Origin of the sequence: Anaerotignum sp. MSJ-24, from assembly GCF_018918145.1 — a bacterium.
Lineage (GTDB): Bacteria > Bacillota > Clostridia > Lachnospirales > Anaerotignaceae > Metalachnospira.
In genome coordinates this window covers 161,670-182,782 of sequence record NZ_JAHLPX010000003.1, presented here as the reverse complement: position 1 = coordinate 182,782, position 21,113 = coordinate 161,670, and the positions used below count along the sequence as shown (strand labels likewise).

Sequence of the window (21,113 nt, the reverse complement as noted above, 5' to 3'; positions counted from 1 at the left end):
TGTATTTGGGTGCAAATACAATATGATATTTACATCTCCATTTTGAATGTGATAAACTTTTAATGTCATTCATGACAAAACCTCCTTTGATTTATGAAGACGGTTGGGGAACCTCTTCCGTTATATCAAAGGAGGTCTATTTCTATAAGTATCTTATTCCACCAGCATAGCTGGTGGTTGCTTCATGCTTAAGCGCACAATGCAAGCAGCCTGTATGCTTCATTACACACAGGCTGCTTAATCAAATTTATTATAATGGATGAAAAATCGGTTGTATTTTGTCAAAAGTACAAAACTTTTTGAAGCCAAGTGCTTTTAATTCCTGTTATGATACTGAGGATATCCCAGCAATACTTGCTATCCCTGATACCTTATTCTTTCTACCAGCGTTTCCTTTTTCAGATTACTGCTTAAAACGCAGGAAAGTACAATCTGCAACAGACCGACCAAAAAAATCATAATAAAAATTGGTACGATTGGAACATGATAGATATTCATTCCAAATATTCCATTATGTTTTGCATAGGAAAAAAGTGCATAGCCGAGCGGCAGACCAATGATCAAAGCTACGCATATGGTACCAACCGTAAAAATCAGTCCCTGTAACTGCAGGCATAAATTTAATTGTTTATTTGTCATACCCACAGCCTGTAATACACCATATTCCTGCTTTTTTGTCGTAATATTCATGATCATGGTGTTTGCCAGATTCATAAACCCAATGAGACCGACAATTGCCATGAACAGATAGCAGCCAAGCTTCATCATACGGCTTGCGTATTCTGCAGATTGTAACTGTGCATGATAGGTATCCATTTTTATATGCGAAGTATTAGAAATCAAAGTATTCAGACTCTGTTCCACAGATGCAACATCTTTTTTATCACAGTCCACCCACAGATAGCCATAGGCTGTTCCCCTCGGATTCATGGAACGGTATACACCTTCCGGAATGACGAGATAAGTGTCCGCGCTTACAAAGGATCCTGCAATCTTTCCCTGATAGGTATAGGTTTCACTTCCATTCTCAAAGTCAAATGCAATGGATTCACCCGGAGCATATCCATCTTGTTCCATCCACGTCGACCAGCCAAAGAAAATTTCACCATTCTTTACCGCCTGATCATAGTCCATAGAGCCAATATCCCCGTCTTGGCGCATAAAATCAAAATCATTTTTACTCACAATATCAGCCGGATATCTTGTTCCGTTCAGATTTACATAGACACACTCTCTCGTCATGACATCTGTCACTCCTGGAATGCTTTTGATTTCTTCAATCATTGAATCATTCAGTGGGTTGTTCTGTAGGATTGTATCCAGATTATTCTCCGGATAGGCTTCATCATAATTCTGGGAATAATCCAGCTGCAACTCAAATTGTCCATGGTTGATTGCAATTCGCGCCTCGTGCTCCGTGTCAATATTCCCAACATAATTAGAGATAATTACAAACAATACACAGGAAAGCCCCATGGTAAGAATCGTAGCAATGGTTCTTTTCGGATTGCCTGTCACATTTGCCATTGCCATGGAGAAAACGGTGACATCTTTTCTGCCTTTTCGTCTGCCCTGTTTTTGCGTTTTGGAGCCGTCAAGATACCGTGTCGCTTCGATGGGTGAAATCCGGGAAACAATTTTCATGGGTTTGCGCAGAGCCAAAACGACCGTAAGAAACGATACAAAAATGCAGATGAGCATAATCGTCAGTGAAAACAGAGGCACCTGATGGTTCTTGATTCCGGACGATACCAGATTTCCCTGCTCCACCAGCCAGTTGAAGCTGACTTTTGCAATCAGGAAACCAAACAGCAGCCCCAGCGGTATCGAAGGAACCGCCAGAAGAATGCCTTCACGAAAGATCAACTGCTTCATCTGCTTTCTGGTTGCACCCAGCGCCTTGATTTTTCCGTACTCCTGAACCTTCTGGGCGATCCCGACCTGGAAGATATTATAAATGACCACAACGGAAAACAGCACGATTCCGAGGATCAGGGTTCCACAAACCACAATCATTTCATAGCTCGGCTGCAATACCCACTGCAGGTAGAGGTCATTAATGATCACGTTTTTCTGGTCAATGCCGCAGGAATCCGCGATTTCTTTTATAACAGGCGCAACATTATTCATAGATACATTTGCAGAATCGCTCAAGGTAAAATAGATATTATATTGCCTGTCACCCTCCGCAACACGCTCATTATAAAAATCCTGCGAACCGAATACAACATAGGAAGCCTCGATGGTATATTCATCCCGGTCATATAAAATCCCGCTGACAGTAAATTCCACCGGTGCGTATTCCGACTGCATGCCGGAACGGTACTCCAATGTTACGGTGTCTCCGACCTTTACATCATGGTATCCCACTGCATCAAAGAAAGCGCGTCCTGCGGCAATTTCCTGCGTCTTTTCCGGATAGGTACCTTCCTTCAACACATATTCCTGATTATAGGGAAGCATTTTCCTGACCGTTTCATCCGCACTGACAAAGCCGCCATTTTCATTTCCTTTCAAGATGCCCTCCGTACACATGATGCCGATATCAGATATCTCAGCTCTGCGTTCCACTTCTTTTAATTGCGTACCATCTGCGGCGATAAACAGGCCGTAGTTGCTTCCGTATGAGCTTGCAGCCTGACTTTTCTGTAAATGAATTACCCCATTTCCCACAGTACTGATGATAACAAGCAGCATCGTGGTCAGACAGATTGCCATCATGATCAGTATACTTCTTGTCCTGTTCCTTTTGTCATTGCTATATGCAATCCTGCTTATTGTCTTCATCTAAAATCCACCACCTGTCCGTCCTCAATCACCAGAATACGGTCAGCGACCTGTGCAATTTCGTCATCATGGGTAATCATTACAATTGTCTGTCCATATTTTTTTGCTGTCATCTTAAGCAGAGCGATTACCTCATCACTGGTCTTGGAATCAAGATTTCCTGTCGGCTCATCTGCAAATATAATTTCCGGACGATTCACCAGTGCTCTTGCAATTGCTACTCTCTGCTGCTGTCCTCCGGATAACTGATTTGGCAGATTATAAATCCGGTTTTCAATTCCCAGAGTTGCAATAATATCATTTACATACGCTTCATCCACTTTTCTTCCATCCAGCCCCAGTGGCAGTACAATATTTTCCCAGACATTAACAGATGAAACCAGATTAAATGCCTGAAAAACAAATCCGATTTTTCTTCTGCGGAAAACAGCAAGGGCATCTTCCTTCATCCTGTATAAATCTTTTCCTGCTAAAGTAACACTGCCTTTTGTCGGGGTGTCTAGCCCTCCAAGCATATGAAGTAATGTACTTTTACCGGAACCTGACTTTCCAACAATTGCGACAAATTCTCCCTGCTCAATCTGAATGTCCACCTGATTGACCGCTTTGACCTGATTCTCACCTGCGCCATAAAACTTACAAAGCTGCTTGGTTTCTAATATCACACTCATGTGTTGCCTCCTTTTCAATTCTGTAAAGCGTACCTTTTCAGCACGCTTTTTTTGCCTGTTTATATATTTGGTCATTTTTCAACCTACATCCAAATTGTATCAGGACAATCTATCATTTCACTTTCAAAAAATGAGCAGAAATCTTACAGAATTGTAAGATTTCTGCTCACTTAAAATTTAACCAACATATGGTAATTGAATCACAAACGTGCTTCCTTTTTTCTTTTTGCCGGAGGTTACCGTAATTGTACCTGCGTGTTTTTCGATAATTTCTCTCGATAGAAAAAGTCCGATTCCTGTACCACTCTTTTCCATGACCTCCTTGGAACTTCCTCTGTAAAATCGTTGAAAAATTTTGTGATACTCATTCTGCGGAATACCAATTCCCTGATCCTCAATTTCCATTCTTACAAGATCGTTTCTTTTTTGTAACCGGATAAATATTTTTGAACCACACGGACTGTACTTGACCGCATTATCCAGAACGTTGATCACAGCTTCACCAAGCCACCTTTTATCCTGCATAATCGTGCATGTTTCCAGCTCTTTTTCATAGTCAAAAACGAATTCAATTTTTTTCTCATCCGCTTTAGGATAAGTGCGGTTCACAGCAGATATGACAGTATACATAAGCGGAAGTTTTTTCTTATTAATCTGAATCAGTCCAGTTTCCATCTTGGATATTTCAAGAAGCGACTGCAATAATGTCTCCAGTCCATCCAGAGCACTCCGACAACGGATACGAAACTCCTCCTGTTCTGTGGCACTTAAGTCATTCTGCATCAGCACACTAAAACATGTATCCAAAGCTGCAACCGGTGTCTTTAACTGGTGAGAAATATCAGAAACCATTTCTTTCGTGTTCTCCTTTTCTGCCCTTGCTTCTTCCTTTATCAACTGAATATGATGTCCGATTGCTTCAAGCTGGTCATTCAATTTTTCCAGTTCTGCATGATTTTCCGTTTTCAGTAAATCATCAAATTTATTTTCACGGAATCTGATCAGAATTTCTTCCAACTGGTCTAAAATTTTCTGATGACACGCATCTTCTTTTTTCTTCCAATAAAGTAAAAAAGTCAAAAGAAGCACGCATATCACAGTGCTTACAGCACCGGTCACCATAACCTGATGCCGGAATTGCGAATAAAATGCATTCCCTTTATTCCCCCAGTATCCATATTGCTCCAATAATCGCCTTCCCTGTTCGTTAGTTTCAATATCCTTATCCTTAAGCAATTCCGAAACAGCATCCAGCCCGGAAAATTCTTCCTTTGCAGCAATCTCTGTCATAAGATTCATTTTATATTTATAATCTTCATAAAACACATACGTGGTAAAGCAATTTAATATTGCAAACAATAATATGACAGGTAATACCAAGGAGAGCACTACTGTAATCTTCTTGCGATATCTCTTTGTCACTGCCTTACCTCCTGATTCCATATATACCCAAGACCTCTGATATTCTTTATATAGACCGGTGCAGCCGGATTGTCTTCGATTTTCTCACGGAGTCTTCTGATATTGACAGCGATTGTATTTTCATCCACAAAATCCCCTTCCAGATCAAACACATTTTCCAATATTTGTGTTTTTGAAAGAATCTGTTTCGGATTCTGAAGAAAAAAAGTCAGCATTTTCAACTCCGTTTTTGTCAGACTGATTTCACGACTCTTTATCAGGACTTTCATTTCTCCTGTGATAAATACGATATCTCCCGAAATCATCTTTCCGGCTTCCGTTTTCTCCTGTCTGCGGCGGAAATGTGCTTCTATTTTCAAAAGAAGTACCGAAAGACTAAACGGCTTTGTAATATAATCATCTGCCCCTGCTTCATATCCCATGACCTGATCCATCTCCTGATCTAGTGCTGTAAGACAAATAATGTATGTATTATAATTGCATCTAATCCACCTTACAAATTCCAGTCCATTTCCATCCGGAAGATTCACATCACAAATGGTAACATCCACATTATTATCACTTGCAATTCTTTTCGCTTTTTTCACTGATTCTGCTGAAAAAACCTCATATCCGGATTTTTTCAGTGAAAATGTAATTCCACGATTTAAATTTTCATCATCTTCAACCACGAGTATACCTGGCATAGCATATGCACCTCTCTTTATTAACTATTCATCTTAAAATGCTTCAATGCCTCCACAATTGCACTCTCTTTATCTTCTGGACACTGCGGTTGCCTGCTATCTTCATTTTTAGGTAAATTATAATTCTTTCCAACCTCAATTCCGCATTTTCTCTTTACCTGTGAGATATACAGATTGGAAACCTTCATGCCGGCATTATGTTCAGCCACATACTTCTTTATCTCATCATATGTAGCCTTAGTCTCTGCAGATGTTATATCCATATCATCAAGTTCAATCGTGACATTAATGTAATCATCCGGCTTTTGTTTCAGTTGTGACAAAAGAACAACCGTCTCCACATGCCCCGTCTGGCAGAACTGATCCACCGGCTGAACCATTCCTGCTTTATATCCTCTTTCATCAAACAGCTTCATATCTCTTGCCAATGTTGCCGGATCGCAGGAAACATAAACAACCTTTTCCGGCTGCATACCGCAGACTGCATCTATAACAGACATCTCACAACCTTTTCTCGGCGGATCAAGGAAAATCACATCGGCTCTTTTTCCTTCAGCATATATTCTCGGAAGTATATCCTCTGCCTTTCCTGCCTCGAACTCAGCATTTTCGATACCGTTTATTTCGGCATTATGTTTTGCATCCTCAATGGCTCTCGGTACAATCTCTATTCCATACACACTTTTGGCCTTTTGTGCGGCAAAAAGCGATATTGTTCCAATTCCGCAATACACATCAAACACCGTTTCATTACCTGTGAGCTCAGCCGCCTCAACCGCAATTTTATAAAGCTTTTCCGTCTGGACAGGATTTACCTGGTAAAAGCTCAATGCCGATATATCAAACATAATTCTGCCTATACTATCACGAATTGTATCCTTTCCGCTTAAGGTAATACACTTATCACCAAGTATTACGTTTGTTTTTGACTTGTTTATGTTAAGCACAATGGAAGCCATTCCCTTTACAGTCATTAGCTTCTTAACAAGTTCTTCGGCATGAGGAAGCTTATCTCCGTTCACAACTATTGTTGTCATTATTTCTCCTGTCGAAAATCCTGTTCTCGTAAGTACATGACGCACAAGCCCTTTATGCTTTTCCTCGTCATATACAGATATATTGTATTCATCTATAAAACTGCGGACTATTTCAATAACCTCATCAGCGGCCTCATTCTGTATCATACAGCTTTTTATATCGGTTATTCTATGGCTTCTTTTTGCATAAAATCCGAGAACCGTTTCATTATTTTTATTTTTTCCGACCGGATACTGTGCTTTATTTCTGTAATGCCACGGATTATCCATGCCAACTGTCGGAAGAACATCGACATAATTTATTCCGCCTATTCTTTCAATGCAATCCTTAACCTTATTCTGCTTAAATTTAAGCTGCATAGGATAGGACATATGCTGTATTGAACAGCCTCCGCAGGTTTTGGCATAAACACATTCGGGTACACATCTATCCAGCGATTTTTCTGTTATATTCATTACCTTGCCATAGCCAAAATTCTTTTTAACCTTTGTAATCAATATTTCAGCCTTTTCCTCCGGAAAAATTCCTTCAACGAACACCGTGAAGCCATCTATTTTTACAATACCTTCACCTTCCGAACCAAGTGCGGTACATTTGGCAGTATATATTTTATTTTTCTCTATCATCAATTCACCATTCCTTAATCATCATAGTCAGCCTCACTGAACGGACACACCGTTCCGTTGCATATACACGGACGGCAGTTTACAAAACTTGCATTAGGCTCTTCGATACCGGTTTTCAACATTTTTCTCATTCTTTCGGCTGTACCGATAACTTCCTTACGCAAAGCGTAAGTATTTTTTATTACAAAGCATTTATTTTTATAGCATATCAGCGTCTTTTTCGGTTTTCTTCCGTACAAATCCCAAACGATAAGCATATATGCACCTACCTGGAGCAAATCTCCCGGATGCACCTCTTCGGTTTCTCCGCTTTTTATCTCAATCGGCATCAACTCTCCTGTAATGCGATGCTTATATACATAATCCGGCTTACCCTGCAAATCGTATTTATCCGAATGAAGTATTTTAGAATACACAACATCCGCTTTTCTGTTATCTGTGTGCATATCAGTATATATTATTTTCCACATAGCAAGAGAAGGCACCCTGTTTTTTTCCCGGATGCCTCCGCCTGAATTTAAAGCAAATATAATTACTATTATAAGAATGACAACGGCGGCAATAACATAAGGCTTCATAGCATACCGCCTTTCTTAACAGCCGCATAAACGGCAACAACAGTCAGAATTAATACAGCAACGGCTATCCTCTTTTTCATCATCAACCTTCTGTAATGCTTATCATGGTAATCAAGCCCTTTCGCTATTCTCGAACCGCTCGAATCCTCAAGTCCGAGTCTTTCATTTCTTTCAAGAGCGAGCCGTCTTAATTCCTTTCTGCCATAAACTCTTTCATAATACCACTGATACGGACAGTACCGGAACTTACTCAGTTCAGTTGCGGAAATCGTATGTCTGTCCTTATCCAAAGCAAAACCTCCGATTAATATTCCGTCTTACGGATATTTCTGCCGAGCATCTTCTGATAGCCTGCCCAAGGTCCTGTTGTTGAATCCGCATCAATAAATTCCTCGAACACCTTACTCTTTGCGTCCATATCGTCAGCGGCATGAAGTATATGTGCCTCAAGAGTTTTCGGAAGCACAGGTGAACCGTATTCAAACTCACCATGGTGTGCGAGTATACAATGCTTAATAAGTGTTTTAAGTCTGTCGGGAAATCCCTGAATGTTATTAGCAGTCTTTTCAACAAGCTCAGCACCTATATAAATATGTCCGAGCAACTGTCCGTCATCAGTATAATCATTAAGAGGAAAATCCGAAAGCTCCCAGAGTTTTCCTACATCGTGGAGCATTGCCGACGCAACGAGCACATCTTTATCAATATACTTATATTTATCGGACATAAATTCACAAATCTGTGTTACGGAAAGCGAATGCTCAAGCAGACCGCCCCAATATCCGTGGTGAACGCTTTTAGCCGCAGAATGTCCGGGAAATTCCTTAACAACATAAGCATTTTTCACAAATATGCTTTCAAGAAGCTGTTTGATATACGGATTGGAAATTTTGTTGATATATCCTACAAATTCCGTCCACATTTCCTTTATATTTTTCTGCGTGGACGGAATATAATCTGCCGGATCGTACTCGCCTTCACGGCTTTTTCTTATTCTTTTTACATTGAGCTGAATGTCATTATTGAATATCTGTGCCGTAGCATCAATCTTTATCATATCGTTTTCGGCAAAGGACTGTATTTCATTATTCAAATTCCAAACCTTTGCGTCCACTGTTCCTGTTTTATCCGCGAGCTTAAGAGAAAGGTATGTCTTATCATTCTTTGACTTAAACGTCTGTCTGCTTTTGCAGAGATAATGCTCAACTACCTGTTCGCCTTCTCTTATTTCCTTAATATACTTCATTCTTCTCCTCCTGTTCTTCAGCCGGTTTAAGACTGAATTCAAATTTGGCACCGCCGCTTTTCGAATCCTTACAAACGACAATTTCTCCATGTGCGTTTATAATTTCCTTAACAACGGAAAGTCCTATGCCGCTGCCGGTTTTATCAAGACCTCTTGACGAATCCGATTTATAAAATGCCTCGAAAATATGGCGTTTTTCACTGTCCGGAACACCTTTGCCGCTGTCGCTGACGGATACATAAACCTTATTCTCGTTTTTAGGCAATGATGTCTCAACTTCTATTATACCGTTTTCATCGGTAAACTTTACCGCATTATCCACAAGATTATGCAATACCCTGTGTATTTCTCTTTTATCGGCCGAAACATATATCCTTTCATCGGCTATTATCAATCTGCATTTAAGATTTTTTTCTCTGAATCTATGTTCAAAAACATCAAGAACATCTCTTATAAGCTCATTTATGTCAAAGGTTTCTATTTTCAGCTCAAGAACATTTTCCTGAGTTTTTCCCATATCAACTATATTTGTGGCAAGCACCGAAAGACGCTCGGTTTCCTCAAGTATAATGTCGATATAATAATTATAATCCTCCGGCTGTATTATGCCGTCCTTCATGGCATGAAGAAATCCCTGTATACTCGTAAGCGGTGAACGGAGGTCATGTGCAATGCTTGCAACAAAAAGCCTTCTGTCCTGATCTCTTTTATCAAGACACTCTGCCATATAGTTAAAGCTCTCGCCGAGCTCGCCTATTTCGTCATTGGTTGTGACATCTATTCTTCTGTCGAAGTTTCCATCGGCTATTATTCTTGCCGCCTTATTCATCTGGAGAAGAGGTCTTGTTATCCTTCTTGACAAAATATATATCATTGCAATGGCTATTCCGAAACCGACAACAACCGAGAATATCATTATCTCAATTACATTCATCAATGTTTCCTGTATTTCCGGCACAGGCGAACATACAAAAATTCCGCCGTATACATTTCCGTTGGATTTAATGGGATAACCGACAGTCATCATGTTTTCGGAAAACATACCGCCGAGTCTTCCCTGTACGGTAACAATCTTTCCGTTGAGTACACTGTTTATTGTTTCATCGGTTATGGACTTTCCTATCCATTCACTGTTTATCGATGAGGATACAACAGAAACAGAGCCTTTGATGTCTATAACAAATATGCTTGTTCCCATAAAATCCTCTATAACTTCCATTTTGTTTTTAAGACTGTTCATATCAATAACGCCGCTGGACACATATTTTGAATACTGCTTTGCTATTGATCTTGCCTGATCCGTAAGCTCTATGCTTTTCTGGTCAAAATAATAATTACTGCAAAAATAATAAACAGAAGCAGACATTATAACAAGTGCAATCAGAAATGTTCCCAGATATGCTAATGTCTGCTTAAAAAACAAAGATCTTCTTTTTTTAACCTTGACCATGCAATCACCTTGTTTTTCGTTATTTATACGAATTATAAGAATTTATTCGATTAATCATTTGGTTTCAAACTTATAGCCGACACCATGAACGGTCTTTATTGACCATACTTCATCATCACGATTAAGCTTTTCCCTTATTCGTTTGATATGTACGTCAACCGTTCTTGAATCTCCGACATATTCATAGCCCCAAATTTTATCAAGAAGCTGTTCTCTTGTAAAAACCTGATTTTTGTTTTCCGCAAGGAAATACAAAAGCTCAAGCTCCTTGGGCGGAAAAGCAAGGCTTTCACCATGATAAACAACAGAATAATCGCTGAGGCTTATTTTAAGATTTTCAAAGCTGACTGTTTTTGTATCATGTTTTTCCTCTCTTGTTTCACTTCTCCTTAAAACAGCTTTAACCCTTGCGACCATTTCTTTCGGATCGAAGGGTTTAACTATATAATCATCTGCCCCCATTTCAAGACCGAGAACCTTATCAAAGGTATCGCTTCTTGCAGTAAGCATTATTATAGGCACATTGCTTTTCTTTCTTATTTCTGTACAGATCTGATAGCCGTCCATACCCGGAAGCATTATATCCAGAAGTATAAGTGCAGGTGCAAAGGAATAAAACTCATCAAGTGCTTTTCTTCCGTCATCAACCTGTCTTGTTTCGTAGCCTTCCTTTGTAAGATAAAGTGAAATCAGTTCTGATATATGTCTTTCATCATCAACAATCAATATTTTCGTCTTTTCCAATGTTGTCATCCTCCTTAAGCGCACTTTCGATTATTTTGTGAACTCTTTCGGGAAGCTCGTTCTGCTCATCCTTAGACATTCCCTTTGTTTCGATAATCGGGTGATATGTGAGCTTAATATCGGTTGTTTTTATCCAGCCGTTATTATCCTCCATAAGTCTGTGTGTGCCTTCTATCGTCAGCGGAAGTATAGGTGCGCCTGTTTTTGTGGCAAGCTTAAAGCTGCCGCCTTTAAATTCAAGCATCTGCTTTCCGTCGTTTCTTGTTCCTTCGGGGAATATGCCGACGCTTATTCCCTGTTTAACCAGTTTTATTCCGTTTAATATTGTCTGCATGGACTGACGCATATCACTTCTGTCCATAAGCAGTCCACCCATAGCCTTAAGCCATCTTACAAGAATCGGAACCTTTCCGAGCTCTGCTTTTGCCACAAGCGAAATCGGTCTGCCTATTGTGCCGAGAAGATAAAATATATCAGAATTGCTCTGATGATTTGCTATGAGAACGAAAGGTCTGTCATTAGGAATGTTTTCAAGACCTTCGACCGTAAGGTTTGCACCTATGTCCTTAACTCGCTGTGCGGACCATCTGTTGGCAATGTCGCATATATACTCTATTCTTGCGACTTCTCCCTGTTCTTCATTTATTTTTTCCGCAGTTTTTAATCTCGGCGTATAATAAAGAACGCCGGCAATCATTTTAATATAAACCTTAAGTGTTTTAAAAAACATAAGTTAAGCCTCCTGTTTTTTCCAGTGCTTTCTCCATTTTCCCATATGAATATAAATAGAATATGTTATTGCCGAGAATATAGGTCCGGCTATCCATGTGATTGCAATACCTCTTAATCCGAGAGGTGTACGGTGGCTGAGGAAATATGCAGCCGGTATCTTAAGCAGATACTGAAGGAAGAGGCTGTTTACAAGTACAAAGCCGGAATTTCCGCTGCCCTTTAAGAAACCCTGCTCCGGATATGTAAACGCATATGAGAAATACATAAAGCAGGCCACCTTAAAATATGAAACCGATATTGCAATTACCTCCGGGTCCTTTGTAAAAATCGAAGTAAGATTCTGTGCAAAGAAGAAAATAAGTAAAAATACGCATATTACATAGGCAAACGCTATTTTTCTCGCAGACACTATTGATTTTAAAGCTCTGTCCTCTTTGTTTGCACCGAGATTCTGCGATGCAACGGACGCAACAGCATCGTTTATTGCCGAACATGGAAGTATAGCAAAGCTGTCCAGTTTAACGGCTATACCGTAAGCCGCCGCAGATGCAAGGCCGAATGAGTTAGCCATTCCGGTCATACACAGGTTTGAAAAATGTACGCTTACCTGCTGTGCCGCACTTGGAAAACCGTTTGATGCAAGCAACACTGCATAATGCTTGTCAAAGCAGAAATCCTTCGGTGAAAATGTTACTATATGCTTTCTTCTTCTGAAATATACTATACCCAATATGAACGACAAACCCTGTGATATTACTGTTGCATACGCCGCACCGGTAACGTCCATTTTAAGTATTCCCATAAATATATAATCCAATATAATATTGGTTATAGTTGCCGCAAGAACAAAATACATTGAGCTTTTCGAATCACCAAAGCCTCTTTGCAAAGCACATATAAGGTTGTAGCCTATTGTGAAAATCATTCCGCCGAATATAATTCTCAAATATCTCTGTGCATATATAAATGCTTCTTCCGGAGTTGATATGAGTCTCAATATAGTCGGTGTAAGGAACAATCCGAGTATAGACACAACTATTGCCGCAGAAAGGAACATTGTTATAGCTGTGTTTGCGGCTCTTTTAAGAACCTCTTTGTTATCCTGTGCAACATATCTTGCTATAAGCACGCTTACACCTACACCAAAACCGGAAACAGCCATAAGCATTACGTTTACAACCGGTCCGCTTACGGAAACACCCGTCATCTGTGCCGTACCGAGAAATTTTCCCGTAAAATACATATCAACGGCATTATAAAGTGCCTGCATTACATTTGATATAATAAGCGGAAAGGCAAACGCAAGAAGATGTTTATTAATACTGCCTTCAGTTAAATCATTTGATAAAGCCATTGTTTTCTCCTCCAATTCTAATTAACTATCTAACTGGAGTTTATCATACTGAATTTGTTATGTCTAATATATATATCCTCTTTGAATCAATACCTAAAAAGCATTGATACTGTAATTTACTTAATAGATAAATATAATTATACACTCGATAACCTAATGCACAACAAATATCTATCACATTTTATCATTATATTTAGCTTTTTTAAAGAGGAACACCATTAAATTTTATTAATATACGCAAAAAACGGCCCGCCCATATACACAATGTATATGAACGAGCCGTCGCTAAAAATACGGTTCAGCTGTCAGCCGTATTTTACAATCAAAATCAGATTAAATATTTTTTAACCGCTTCGGGAACGGAAGCTTCGGGTTTGCTGTATATAAGAGCAAAATCAACCGAATAATCGTTAGAAATTCTTTCAAGAACTTCACATAAAGCTACAACATCATCATCGGGGAGTTCATCAACTATATTTCCCAGACCATCAATAAATACTTTCTGAATATCTCCGTTCTGAGAAAGTATACCATAAATAAAACCAATCAGAACCTCATAGGAGCAAATCTTGTATTTTGATGTTTCAACAAAACGTATGCCGTAATGAAGGTCATACATATGTCTGCTGTCATCATCAATAAAAACAACATTTCCGTCTACGGTTTTGGAAGCCTCATTAGCCATATCAATGAGCTTTTTTGTTTTACCCTGTCCTTTTTCACCTGCAAGAATCTGAATCATGGTAATTCCCCCTTTTTATGTTGTAAATATACTTATCCGGCATTGCCGGTAATATTCACATATTTTATTATTTTGTTTATACTTATATAATTCTGTCTTAAGTTAAAAAATCCTCTTTTTTTATTACTTAATTATACACATATTTTACTGAAAAAATTTAGTAAACATATATCTATACTTTTAAATAATTCAGCATTTTTATACAACTAATGACATTAATTTCAGCATACATAGTCAAACCAGTCCCATTCGGCCATGGCTATTGCTCTTGCAGTCGGTTCTTCGACAGGCTCAACCGTTCCGAATATTGTAACAAATTCGTGGTAAAGCTCCCCTTCTATAACTGCGTCGCCTGTTATTGTATAAGTATTTTCTTCATTTTCGACATCTTCGATATATTCGCCGATAAGCATAACATCTTCGCCTTCAAGCTCTATTTTATTAACCTCGTCCTGTTTATCCTGTTCAGTAAATACATATTTCATAATCAAATATCACCTCATTTGACATTTTATCATCAATTCATACCGTTTACAATCTTATATATATTAAAATTATGTTGTACTTACCGAAAAAAATGTTATACTATAATAATGTTACACATTAATATATCATAATTTTTTATCATAAACACAATCCGGAGGAAAAGACATGAATTATATAGTCTTTGATCTTGAATTTAATCAAGCTTTTGATTTTAAAACAGGCTCATATTCAAAAAGTAATCCCGAATGCCCATTCGAAATAATACAGATCGGTGCAGTAAAGCTCAACAGCCATTTTGATACGATAGGTGAATTTAACTGCTACATAAAACCGGTTATATATAAACGGCTTCACCCATATGTTGAAAAGATAACAGGAATAACGCAGGAAATAATGGAAAACGGAATAAATTTCAATTCGGCATACGAGGAATTTTCGACATTTGTTTCAAAGGACGATATTCTCTGCTCATGGGGCGGAGATGATGTAAAGGCGTTATTCAGAAACATAAGATACCACAAGCTTTCATCTTCCGCAATGCCGGACAGATACATGAATATCCAAAGCTTTGCCACAACCTATCTCAAATACGAGCCGGGAAAGGCAATCGGTCTTAAAAACGCAGTTGAACTTCTTGAGCTGGAAATAGAATCTGATTTTCATAACGCACTTAACGACGCAATGTATACGGCGGAAATATTCAAAATAGTGCGACCTGAAATTCTCATAACCGAAAAATTCAAACCGTCGGACATTAAATGCAAAAAAACATCATCATCTAAAAAATTAATAAACACAAAAGGATTATTCAAATATTTTTCCCAATCTCTCGACAGAGAGCTTACCGCAGAGGAAAAAGCAATCATACGTACAGCCTACAAATTCGGACGAAACAATACATACGATATTTAAACCAAGAACCCGATACCATCGAATAAAAGTATCGGGTTCTTGGTTTATATCAGCTTTCACTCTACCTTCCGTAGGTTGTATGCCAACCTCGGCTATGTTATTCTGATTTCAGAAAAACGAAAACGGAGGAATAAAAAATGAACAACTATGTTACAGGCAGTACAATAAAGTCACTGCGTGAAAAAAAGAACTACACCCAGAAACAGCTTGCGGATATACTCTGCGTAAGCGACAAAGCAATTTCAAAATGGGAAACGGGCAAAGGCCTTCCCGATATATTTCTTCTCGAGCCGATAGCAAAGGCACTCGGAGTATCTGTTGCCGAGCTTATTTCCGGCGACTGTATAATAAACGGAAACCGTTCCGCAAATATGCTCAGAAGCAAATTTTATGTATGTCCAATATGCGGAAATGTTATTCACTCAACAGGCGAAGGCTGTTTCAGCTGTTGTGGAATAAATCTTCCTATGGCAGAAGCCGAAGAGCCTGACGAAAAGCATATGATAAAAGCTGAACGCATGGAAAACGACTGGTATATATCCGTTGGCCACCCTATGACAAAGGAGCATTATATATCATTTATAGCTTATATCACATCATCAAAAACGCAGCTTGTTAAGCTTTATCCCGAACAGAACGCAGAGACAAGACTTACATCATGCGGTCATGGAATAATATATGCTTATTGCAGTACACACGGTTTATTTTCGATAAGAGTTTAAAAGAATTGTATGTAAACCTCAATATCTGCTATAATCTTCATGGGTGATTATAATGCTTACTTGCTGTTTTACGGGCCACAGAACCTTTTCGAGAGAGCTGTATCCCGAAACATATGACAGGCTTTTGGACACAATAAAGGACGCATATTCAAAAGGCTATACAAATTTCATAATAGGTGCCGCTGACGGTCTGGATTATGAAGCGGCATATGCCTTGAATTTTCTTAAACAGCTCGGCTATAAAATAACCGTCGAATCAGCCGTACCATATCCGCAAATGCTCGAAAAACACACTGCGGCTTATTCCGCCTATGTTGCCGATAAGGTTACCTATGTCTGTGAAAAGCCGTCGGCAGGCTCATATCTTACAAGGGACAGATATATGGTCGATAACAGCAGTCTTGTTATAGCCGTATATGACGGAAGAAAAAGCGGCGGAACTCTTTATACAATGAATTATGCCAAAAAAATCGGAAATGAATTGATAATTATTAAATATGATAAAAAAAGTGACTGAAAAATTTAATTACTAAAATTATAAAATATAATATTTTATAAGCGAAAGGGTTCGGGAAGCCGCAAGCTTCCCGAGTAAAATCCGCAGACGGAATTCACTCCCGTCGAGGAGAACGGAGAGTTTCAAGGATTTTTTGAATTTTAAAAATCCGATGGAATGAACCGTTCATACCTTCAGTAAACAAGTTGAAAACAAAGTTTTCAACTTAACGTAGTATATGCCGCTCCGTATATTCCTGCCTCATTTTTTAATGAGGCTATTTTTATTTCCGTATTCTTTACCGACTTAAAAGCAAAAACATCAAAGTATTTTTTCACAATATCGGTAATGATTTCTCCGGCATATGCAACTCCGCCGGAAAGAAGTATTATCTCCGGATTTGTAACCACAGCAATATTTGCCAACGCCATACCGAGGTATTTTCCGAATACATCAACAGTTTTGAGTGCAACATTATCACCGTTTTTTGCGGCATCAAATATGTCTCTTGCCGTCAAATTTTCTTTTGTCAAAACAGACTTTTCTCCGCTATCCAGAAGCTCTTCCGCTGTTCTGACAATCCCCGTTGCCGAAGCATATGTTTCCAGACAGCCGTTTTTGCCACAGTTGCAATGCCTTTTGCTGTTCATTTCAACTGTCATATGCCCTATTTCACCTGCCGAACCACCAAAACCTTCTATAAGCACTCCGTTATTTATAACCGCTCCGCCGACTCCTGTTCCTATGGTGACAAGAACGACATTTTTATAGCTTTTTGCACTGCCCTGCCAAAGCTCACCGTATCCGGCGGCATCGGCATCATTAAGCACAACGGTTTTTATGCCTGTAAGCTTTTCGGTTATTCCGGCGGCATCTATTTTATTCTGCCAGCCTAAATTCACACAATGCTGAACAACATTGTTCACAACAGGTCCCGGCATACCTATGCCGATACCGGACACGTTTTTCTTTTTTACGGAATTATTTTTCAGCACTTCTTTGACAGCCTCTGCCATATCGCTGAAAACAAATTCACAATTATTTTCATGCCGTGTCGGTATTTCTTTTTTATCAACAAGCCTGCCGTTTTTTTCGAACAGCCCTATTTTTATTGCAGTTCCGCCGACATCAATGCCGACTGCATACATATTTATACTTTCCATAGCATCAAAACAAGTCAACAAGCTCTATCGGTTTATGTATTATTGCGGCCGCACCGGAATTTTTCAAAGATTCCTCTGTATCATATCCGTATGTAACTCCGATACACTTTATTCCGATTTTGTTTGCTCCTTCCACGTCGTAATGTGTATCGCCGACCATTATAATATCGTCCTTATCGGAAATATTCATGCTCTCCATTACATAATTTATAACGGCTGTTTTATTCGGTCTTGTATGTTCTGCCGTATCTCCTCCGATAAGATCAAAATATTCCGTAAGTCCGAAATGAGCAAGAACATCCTTTGCGGCCGCCTCAGGCTTGGAGGTTGCAACACAGAGCACCTTTCCCATTTCTCTGAGCTGTTTAAGTGCATCAACTATGCCGTCATATATATTGCATTCATATTTTCCTATCGGATTATATCTTTCTCTGTAAGATACAAGAAGTTTATCAGCCATTTCCTGCGAAACGCCGAATACCTCCATAAATTTTTCTCCGAGCGGAGGGCCTACAAAAATTTTAAGCTCTTCAAGAGAAGGCGATACCATTGAATTTTTTTCAAGTGCATATTTTATTGAACGTGTAATTCCGGGATCTGACTCGGTTATCGTTCCGTCAAGGTCGAAAAGAATATACTTACAGTTGAATTTTGTCATAATAAATCCGTTTCCTTTCAAAAGTTTATTATTTAATTTATCATTTATTACAAATAAATACAAGTCAAAATTTAAAAGCACAGCATATATATACACTGTGCTCACGAATTGTTTTATGTTATTCTTTTATAATCGGAAGGTTCTGGAGCTTTTCGCCTATCCTTCTTATTGCTTCTGCGTCCTCTTCACCGATATATTCCTTTATTTCATTCTGGGCCTTTTCCCATATGGGAATTGCCTTTTCAATCGTGTCTCTTCCGAATTCCGTAAGCTCAAAAACCTTTCCTTTGCCTTTAACGACATGAATAAGTCCATGCTTCTCCAAGGTGCCTACATTTCTGACCATTGTACTGCGTTCAAGTCCCACATATTCAGCCCACTGGGTTATATTGGCTTTTTCAAGCTCCATAAGTCCTGTCAAAAGATAATATTGTGCTCCCGTTAAGCCAACATTCTTAAACGCATTGTCATAATATTCCTTAAGTGCATTCGCACTTCTTCTCGTATTTATACAGTAGCACGGACTTTTATAAACTCTTGGCATACTCCGACCTCCGTTTCAATTGTGTATATACACTAATGTTAAAACATATTTCATTTTATGTCAAGTACGCCGAAGGCTATATTCTTTATATTATTATTGATAAAATCGGTATTGTTATTATGGAAAGCAATGTAGACGTAAATATCAACGCCGCCGCATATTCTGCATCACAGCCATATTTCTGTGCAAGAATTGCCGTTGTGGAGCCGGCAGGCATAGCCGTCATAATAAGTGCCATACCGGAAATCATTCTGTCAACGCCAAGCGCTCTCAGCGGAACATATGTAATAACAGCAACAAGAATAAGTCTTACAAAGCAGAAAAACAATACGTCCTTCTTAAAAAGCTGTTTCTTATCGGTTCCGCAAAGAATTGCTCCTATAACAAGCATAGAAACGGGACTTGTGCATTTGCTGAGTGAGGCTATCGTTTTTCCGAAAAATCCCGGAATTGTCACTCCGCCGAGCATAAGGAAAAATCCACCGACACAGGCGATTACGCAGGGATGTGTAACAACCTTCTTTATTGTTTCTTTTCTGTCTACATTTGTGAAAAGCGAAAGACCTGCCGACCACATTGTAAATCTTGAAGGAATCTGGAATATTGCTGTATAAAGCACGCCGAGATTACCATACATACACTCTGCCACAGGTATTCCGATAAAGCTTGAGTTTGAAACAATAAGTGCATATTTTGCCGCACTTGCTTTATTCTCCGGATAATTTCTGAACAGAAGCTTTCCTCCGTATATGGACACAATCTGTATTACACAGGATATTGCCACAGAAAGAAAGCAGTTGAATATAAGCTCCGAAGAAACCTCAATGCCGCTTGTAAAGCTGCTTATGATATTACAAGGAAGTATAACATATATAAGCAGATCCGAAAGCGATTTTTTCGATTCATCATTTAAAATACCGATATATTTACAGAAGTAGCCAACAGCCATGAGTAAAAAAAGCTGAAGCTGCAACTGTATCATTGTTGAAAATAAACCCATTACCTGTACCTCCATCAAAATAAAAAAACTCCGTTTCATCAACTGAATTGGAGTTTAGCACTACGTTCTATCCATGTCTAATACCTATTTTCTATAATATAATATAGCTAAAAAACATTGATAAAGTTTATAAATCTTTTAACCGCCGGTGACGGAACGGTATTTTTTCCCCATATCAATATTGCATCGGCATGTCTTTCCGGCCTTAACGGAACAAATACAAGCTCTCTGCTGTCGGCATACTGCAACGCCGTCTGCATTGCAAAGGCATAGCCCAAACCATGCTTTGCAAGCATTATTATGCCGGATATAGAGTTATAAGTGGCATATATATTCATATGTGATTCGTTTTCTCTGAACCATTTTTTAAGCCAGTCATACTGTGCTCTTGTATGCGGCACAAGCAGCGGAAGTCCCGAAAGCATTTCCTGTGTTATATATTTTTCTTTGGCAAGAGGCATATCCTTATTCATTATTATTCCCCATTTTAACGGAGCCTCTATGCTGATACAGTTATAATTTTCATGGTTTATCGGCTCAATAACAAGTCCGACATCCATTATTCCGTTGAGCACCTTTTCCTTTATGTCATCTGTATTTCCGTAAAGCACATCAAAGTTAATATCGGGAGATTTTTCCGTAAATGCCTTAAGCAGCTTCGGCAAAGTTTCCGCTCCGAGAGTTTCTGTACAGCCGATTGAAATAAGTCCGCCGAGCTGTCTTTTTCTTGCGGAAAAAACCTGTTCCGTTTTATCATTGAGCGATATAATTTCTTCCGCATACTGACGGAGTATTCTTCCCTCTTCGGTAAGCGATATTCCTTTTTTACTGCGTTCAAAAAGCTTTGCGTCAAGCTCGTTTTCGAGCTGCATAAGCTGTCTGCTCAATGACGGCTGTGCAATGTTCAGTCTTTCGGCAGCTCTTGTTATATTTTCCTCTTCCGCAACTGCAATAAAATACTTAAGCACACGAATTTCCATAATTCCATCCTCCGAAATATTAGCTTAAGAATATAATAGTCCGTACCATATCCACAAGTCAACAAAAAACGCCGTA

General features: G+C 39.0%; 22 protein-coding genes. 3 read left to right on the top strand and 19 right to left on the bottom strand.

Annotated features, from left to right (window positions below; genetic code table 11):
- Positions 1-357: 357 nt before the first annotated feature.
- The 14 genes from KQI66_RS03125 to KQI66_RS03060 all read right to left on the bottom strand — a co-directional run bounded on the left by KQI66_RS03125 (position 358) and on the right by KQI66_RS03060 (position 14,561).
- Positions 358-2,787 carry an ABC transporter permease gene (locus tag KQI66_RS03125; RefSeq protein ID WP_216427228.1) on the bottom strand — a complete coding sequence of 810 codons (2,430 nt, stop codon included), beginning with the start codon at positions 2,785-2,787 and terminating at the stop codon, positions 358-360.
- Positions 2,784-3,458 carry an ABC transporter ATP-binding protein gene (locus KQI66_RS03120; RefSeq protein ID WP_006426335.1) on the bottom strand — a complete coding sequence of 225 codons (675 nt, stop codon included), beginning with the start codon at positions 3,456-3,458 and terminating at the stop codon, positions 2,784-2,786. The genes KQI66_RS03125 and KQI66_RS03120 overlap by 4 nt, the downstream gene beginning before the upstream one ends.
- A gap of 177 nt (positions 3,459-3,635) precedes the next feature.
- Positions 3,636-4,901 (bottom strand): sensor histidine kinase, encoded by a 1,266-nt coding sequence (locus KQI66_RS03115; protein ID WP_216427227.1) that lies wholly within the window; start codon positions 4,899-4,901, stop codon positions 3,636-3,638.
- Positions 4,877-5,566: a response regulator transcription factor gene (locus tag KQI66_RS03110; protein ID WP_216427226.1), complete on the bottom strand. Its 690-nt coding sequence runs from the start codon at positions 5,564-5,566 to the stop codon at positions 4,877-4,879. Before KQI66_RS03110 ends, KQI66_RS03115 begins: the two co-directional genes overlap by 25 nt.
- Before the next feature lie 20 nt (positions 5,567-5,586).
- Positions 5,587-7,230: a 23S rRNA (uracil(1939)-C(5))-methyltransferase RlmD gene (rlmD, locus tag KQI66_RS03105; protein ID WP_216427225.1), complete on the bottom strand. Its 1,644-nt coding sequence runs from the start codon at positions 7,228-7,230 to the stop codon at positions 5,587-5,589.
- Positions 7,231-7,244: 14 nt separating this feature from the next.
- Positions 7,245-7,808 (bottom strand): CRISPR-associated protein Cas4, encoded by a 564-nt coding sequence (cas4, locus tag KQI66_RS03100; RefSeq protein ID WP_216427224.1) that lies wholly within the window; start codon positions 7,806-7,808, stop codon positions 7,245-7,247.
- On the bottom strand, positions 7,805-8,098 hold the full coding sequence (locus KQI66_RS03095; protein ID WP_216427223.1) for a PD-(D/E)XK nuclease family protein: 294 nt from the start codon (positions 8,096-8,098) through the stop codon (positions 7,805-7,807). The genes cas4 and KQI66_RS03095 overlap by 4 nt, the downstream gene beginning before the upstream one ends.
- A 14-nt stretch (positions 8,099-8,112) precedes the next feature.
- Positions 8,113-9,054, bottom strand: coding sequence for a 3'-5' exoribonuclease YhaM family protein (locus KQI66_RS03090; RefSeq protein ID WP_216427222.1), 942 nt, complete (start codon positions 9,052-9,054; stop codon positions 8,113-8,115).
- On the bottom strand, positions 9,041-10,504 hold the full coding sequence (locus KQI66_RS03085; RefSeq protein ID WP_216427221.1) for an ATP-binding protein: 1,464 nt from the start codon (positions 10,502-10,504) through the stop codon (positions 9,041-9,043). Before KQI66_RS03085 ends, KQI66_RS03090 begins: the two co-directional genes overlap by 14 nt.
- Before the next feature lie 54 nt (positions 10,505-10,558).
- Positions 10,559-11,257: a response regulator gene (locus KQI66_RS03080; protein WP_216427220.1), complete on the bottom strand. Its 699-nt coding sequence runs from the start codon at positions 11,255-11,257 to the stop codon at positions 10,559-10,561.
- A complete protein-coding gene (locus tag KQI66_RS03075; protein ID WP_216427219.1) occupies positions 11,220-11,978 on the bottom strand; it encodes a lysophospholipid acyltransferase family protein in 759 nt (252 codons plus the stop codon). The genes KQI66_RS03080 and KQI66_RS03075 overlap by 38 nt, the downstream gene beginning before the upstream one ends.
- A 3-nt stretch (positions 11,979-11,981) precedes the next feature.
- Positions 11,982-13,334: an MATE family efflux transporter gene (locus KQI66_RS03070; RefSeq protein ID WP_216427218.1), complete on the bottom strand. Its 1,353-nt coding sequence runs from the start codon at positions 13,332-13,334 to the stop codon at positions 11,982-11,984.
- A gap of 328 nt (positions 13,335-13,662) precedes the next feature.
- Positions 13,663-14,076, bottom strand: coding sequence for a twitching motility protein PilT (locus tag KQI66_RS03065; RefSeq protein WP_216427217.1), 414 nt, complete (start codon positions 14,074-14,076; stop codon positions 13,663-13,665).
- Between the two features lie 221 nt (positions 14,077-14,297).
- Positions 14,298-14,561 carry a hypothetical protein gene (locus tag KQI66_RS03060; RefSeq protein ID WP_216427216.1) on the bottom strand — a complete coding sequence of 88 codons (264 nt, stop codon included), beginning with the start codon at positions 14,559-14,561 and terminating at the stop codon, positions 14,298-14,300.
- 166 nt (positions 14,562-14,727) lie between these two features.
- Here KQI66_RS03060 and KQI66_RS03055 point away from each other — a divergent pair, with 166 nt between their 5' ends.
- From KQI66_RS03055 to KQI66_RS03045, 3 genes are all read left to right on the top strand, one after another.
- Positions 14,728-15,474 (top strand): 3'-5' exonuclease, encoded by a 747-nt coding sequence (locus KQI66_RS03055; RefSeq protein WP_216427215.1) that lies wholly within the window; start codon positions 14,728-14,730, stop codon positions 15,472-15,474.
- Between the two features lie 137 nt (positions 15,475-15,611).
- Positions 15,612-16,196: a helix-turn-helix domain-containing protein gene (locus tag KQI66_RS03050; RefSeq protein WP_216427214.1), complete on the top strand. Its 585-nt coding sequence runs from the start codon at positions 15,612-15,614 to the stop codon at positions 16,194-16,196.
- A gap of 52 nt (positions 16,197-16,248) precedes the next feature.
- Positions 16,249-16,713, top strand: coding sequence for an SLOG family protein (locus tag KQI66_RS03045; protein WP_216427213.1), 465 nt, complete (start codon positions 16,249-16,251; stop codon positions 16,711-16,713).
- Positions 16,714-16,913: 200 nt separating this feature from the next.
- Here KQI66_RS03045 and KQI66_RS03040 read toward each other — a convergent pair whose 3' ends face one another.
- The 5 genes from KQI66_RS03040 to KQI66_RS03020 form a co-directional block, all read right to left on the bottom strand.
- Positions 16,914-17,855, bottom strand: coding sequence for an ROK family protein (locus KQI66_RS03040; RefSeq protein WP_253287642.1), 942 nt, complete (start codon positions 17,853-17,855; stop codon positions 16,914-16,916).
- 4 nt (positions 17,856-17,859) lie between these two features.
- Positions 17,860-18,513: an HAD-IA family hydrolase gene (locus tag KQI66_RS03035; RefSeq protein WP_216427212.1), complete on the bottom strand. Its 654-nt coding sequence runs from the start codon at positions 18,511-18,513 to the stop codon at positions 17,860-17,862.
- A 118-nt stretch (positions 18,514-18,631) separates the two neighbouring features.
- Positions 18,632-19,057: a MarR family winged helix-turn-helix transcriptional regulator gene (locus KQI66_RS03030; protein ID WP_216427211.1), complete on the bottom strand. Its 426-nt coding sequence runs from the start codon at positions 19,055-19,057 to the stop codon at positions 18,632-18,634.
- Between the two features lie 85 nt (positions 19,058-19,142).
- Positions 19,143-20,057: an AEC family transporter gene (locus KQI66_RS03025; protein WP_216427210.1), complete on the bottom strand. Its 915-nt coding sequence runs from the start codon at positions 20,055-20,057 to the stop codon at positions 19,143-19,145.
- 107 nt (positions 20,058-20,164) lie between these two features.
- A complete protein-coding gene (locus KQI66_RS03020; protein ID WP_216427209.1) occupies positions 20,165-21,037 on the bottom strand; it encodes a LysR family transcriptional regulator in 873 nt (290 codons plus the stop codon).
- Between the last annotated feature and the right edge of the window lie 76 nt (positions 21,038-21,113).

Bases quoted from the DNA above. Each gene is read 5' to 3' on its own strand.
- KQI66_RS03125 (WP_216427228.1), bottom strand. From the start codon at position 2,787: ATGAAGACAATAAGCAGGATTGCATATAGCAATGACAAAAGGAACAGG.
- KQI66_RS03120 (WP_006426335.1), bottom strand. From the start codon at position 3,458: ATGAGTGTGATATTAGAAACCAAGCAGCTTTGTAAGTTTTATGGCGCA.
- KQI66_RS03115 (WP_216427227.1), bottom strand. From the start codon at position 4,901: ATGGAATCAGGAGGTAAGGCAGTGACAAAGAGATATCGCAAGAAGATT.
- KQI66_RS03110 (WP_216427226.1), bottom strand. From the start codon at position 5,566: ATGCCAGGTATACTCGTGGTTGAAGATGATGAAAATTTAAATCGTGGA.
- rlmD (WP_216427225.1), bottom strand. From the start codon at position 7,230: ATGATAGAGAAAAATAAAATATATACTGCCAAATGTACCGCACTTGGT.
- cas4 (WP_216427224.1), bottom strand. From the start codon at position 7,808: ATGAAGCCTTATGTTATTGCCGCCGTTGTCATTCTTATAATAGTAATT.
- KQI66_RS03090 (WP_216427222.1), bottom strand. From the start codon at position 9,054: ATGAAGTATATTAAGGAAATAAGAGAAGGCGAACAGGTAGTTGAGCAT.
- KQI66_RS03085 (WP_216427221.1), bottom strand. From the start codon at position 10,504: ATGGTCAAGGTTAAAAAAAGAAGATCTTTGTTTTTTAAGCAGACATTA.
- KQI66_RS03080 (WP_216427220.1), bottom strand. From the start codon at position 11,257: ATGACAACATTGGAAAAGACGAAAATATTGATTGTTGATGATGAAAGA.
- KQI66_RS03075 (WP_216427219.1), bottom strand. From the start codon at position 11,978: ATGTTTTTTAAAACACTTAAGGTTTATATTAAAATGATTGCCGGCGTT.
- KQI66_RS03070 (WP_216427218.1), bottom strand. From the start codon at position 13,334: ATGGCTTTATCAAATGATTTAACTGAAGGCAGTATTAATAAACATCTT.
- KQI66_RS03065 (WP_216427217.1), bottom strand. From the start codon at position 14,076: ATGATTCAGATTCTTGCAGGTGAAAAAGGACAGGGTAAAACAAAAAAG.
- KQI66_RS03060 (WP_216427216.1), bottom strand. From the start codon at position 14,561: ATGAAATATGTATTTACTGAACAGGATAAACAGGACGAGGTTAATAAA.
- KQI66_RS03055 (WP_216427215.1), top strand. From the start codon at position 14,728: ATGAATTATATAGTCTTTGATCTTGAATTTAATCAAGCTTTTGATTTT.
- KQI66_RS03050 (WP_216427214.1), top strand. From the start codon at position 15,612: ATGAACAACTATGTTACAGGCAGTACAATAAAGTCACTGCGTGAAAAA.
- KQI66_RS03045 (WP_216427213.1), top strand. From the start codon at position 16,249: ATGCTTACTTGCTGTTTTACGGGCCACAGAACCTTTTCGAGAGAGCTG.
- KQI66_RS03040 (WP_253287642.1), bottom strand. From the start codon at position 17,855: ATGGAAAGTATAAATATGTATGCAGTCGGCATTGATGTCGGCGGAACT.
- KQI66_RS03035 (WP_216427212.1), bottom strand. From the start codon at position 18,513: ATGACAAAATTCAACTGTAAGTATATTCTTTTCGACCTTGACGGAACG.
- KQI66_RS03030 (WP_216427211.1), bottom strand. From the start codon at position 19,057: ATGCCAAGAGTTTATAAAAGTCCGTGCTACTGTATAAATACGAGAAGA.
- KQI66_RS03025 (WP_216427210.1), bottom strand. From the start codon at position 20,057: ATGGGTTTATTTTCAACAATGATACAGTTGCAGCTTCAGCTTTTTTTA.
- KQI66_RS03020 (WP_216427209.1), bottom strand. From the start codon at position 21,037: ATGGAAATTCGTGTGCTTAAGTATTTTATTGCAGTTGCGGAAGAGGAA.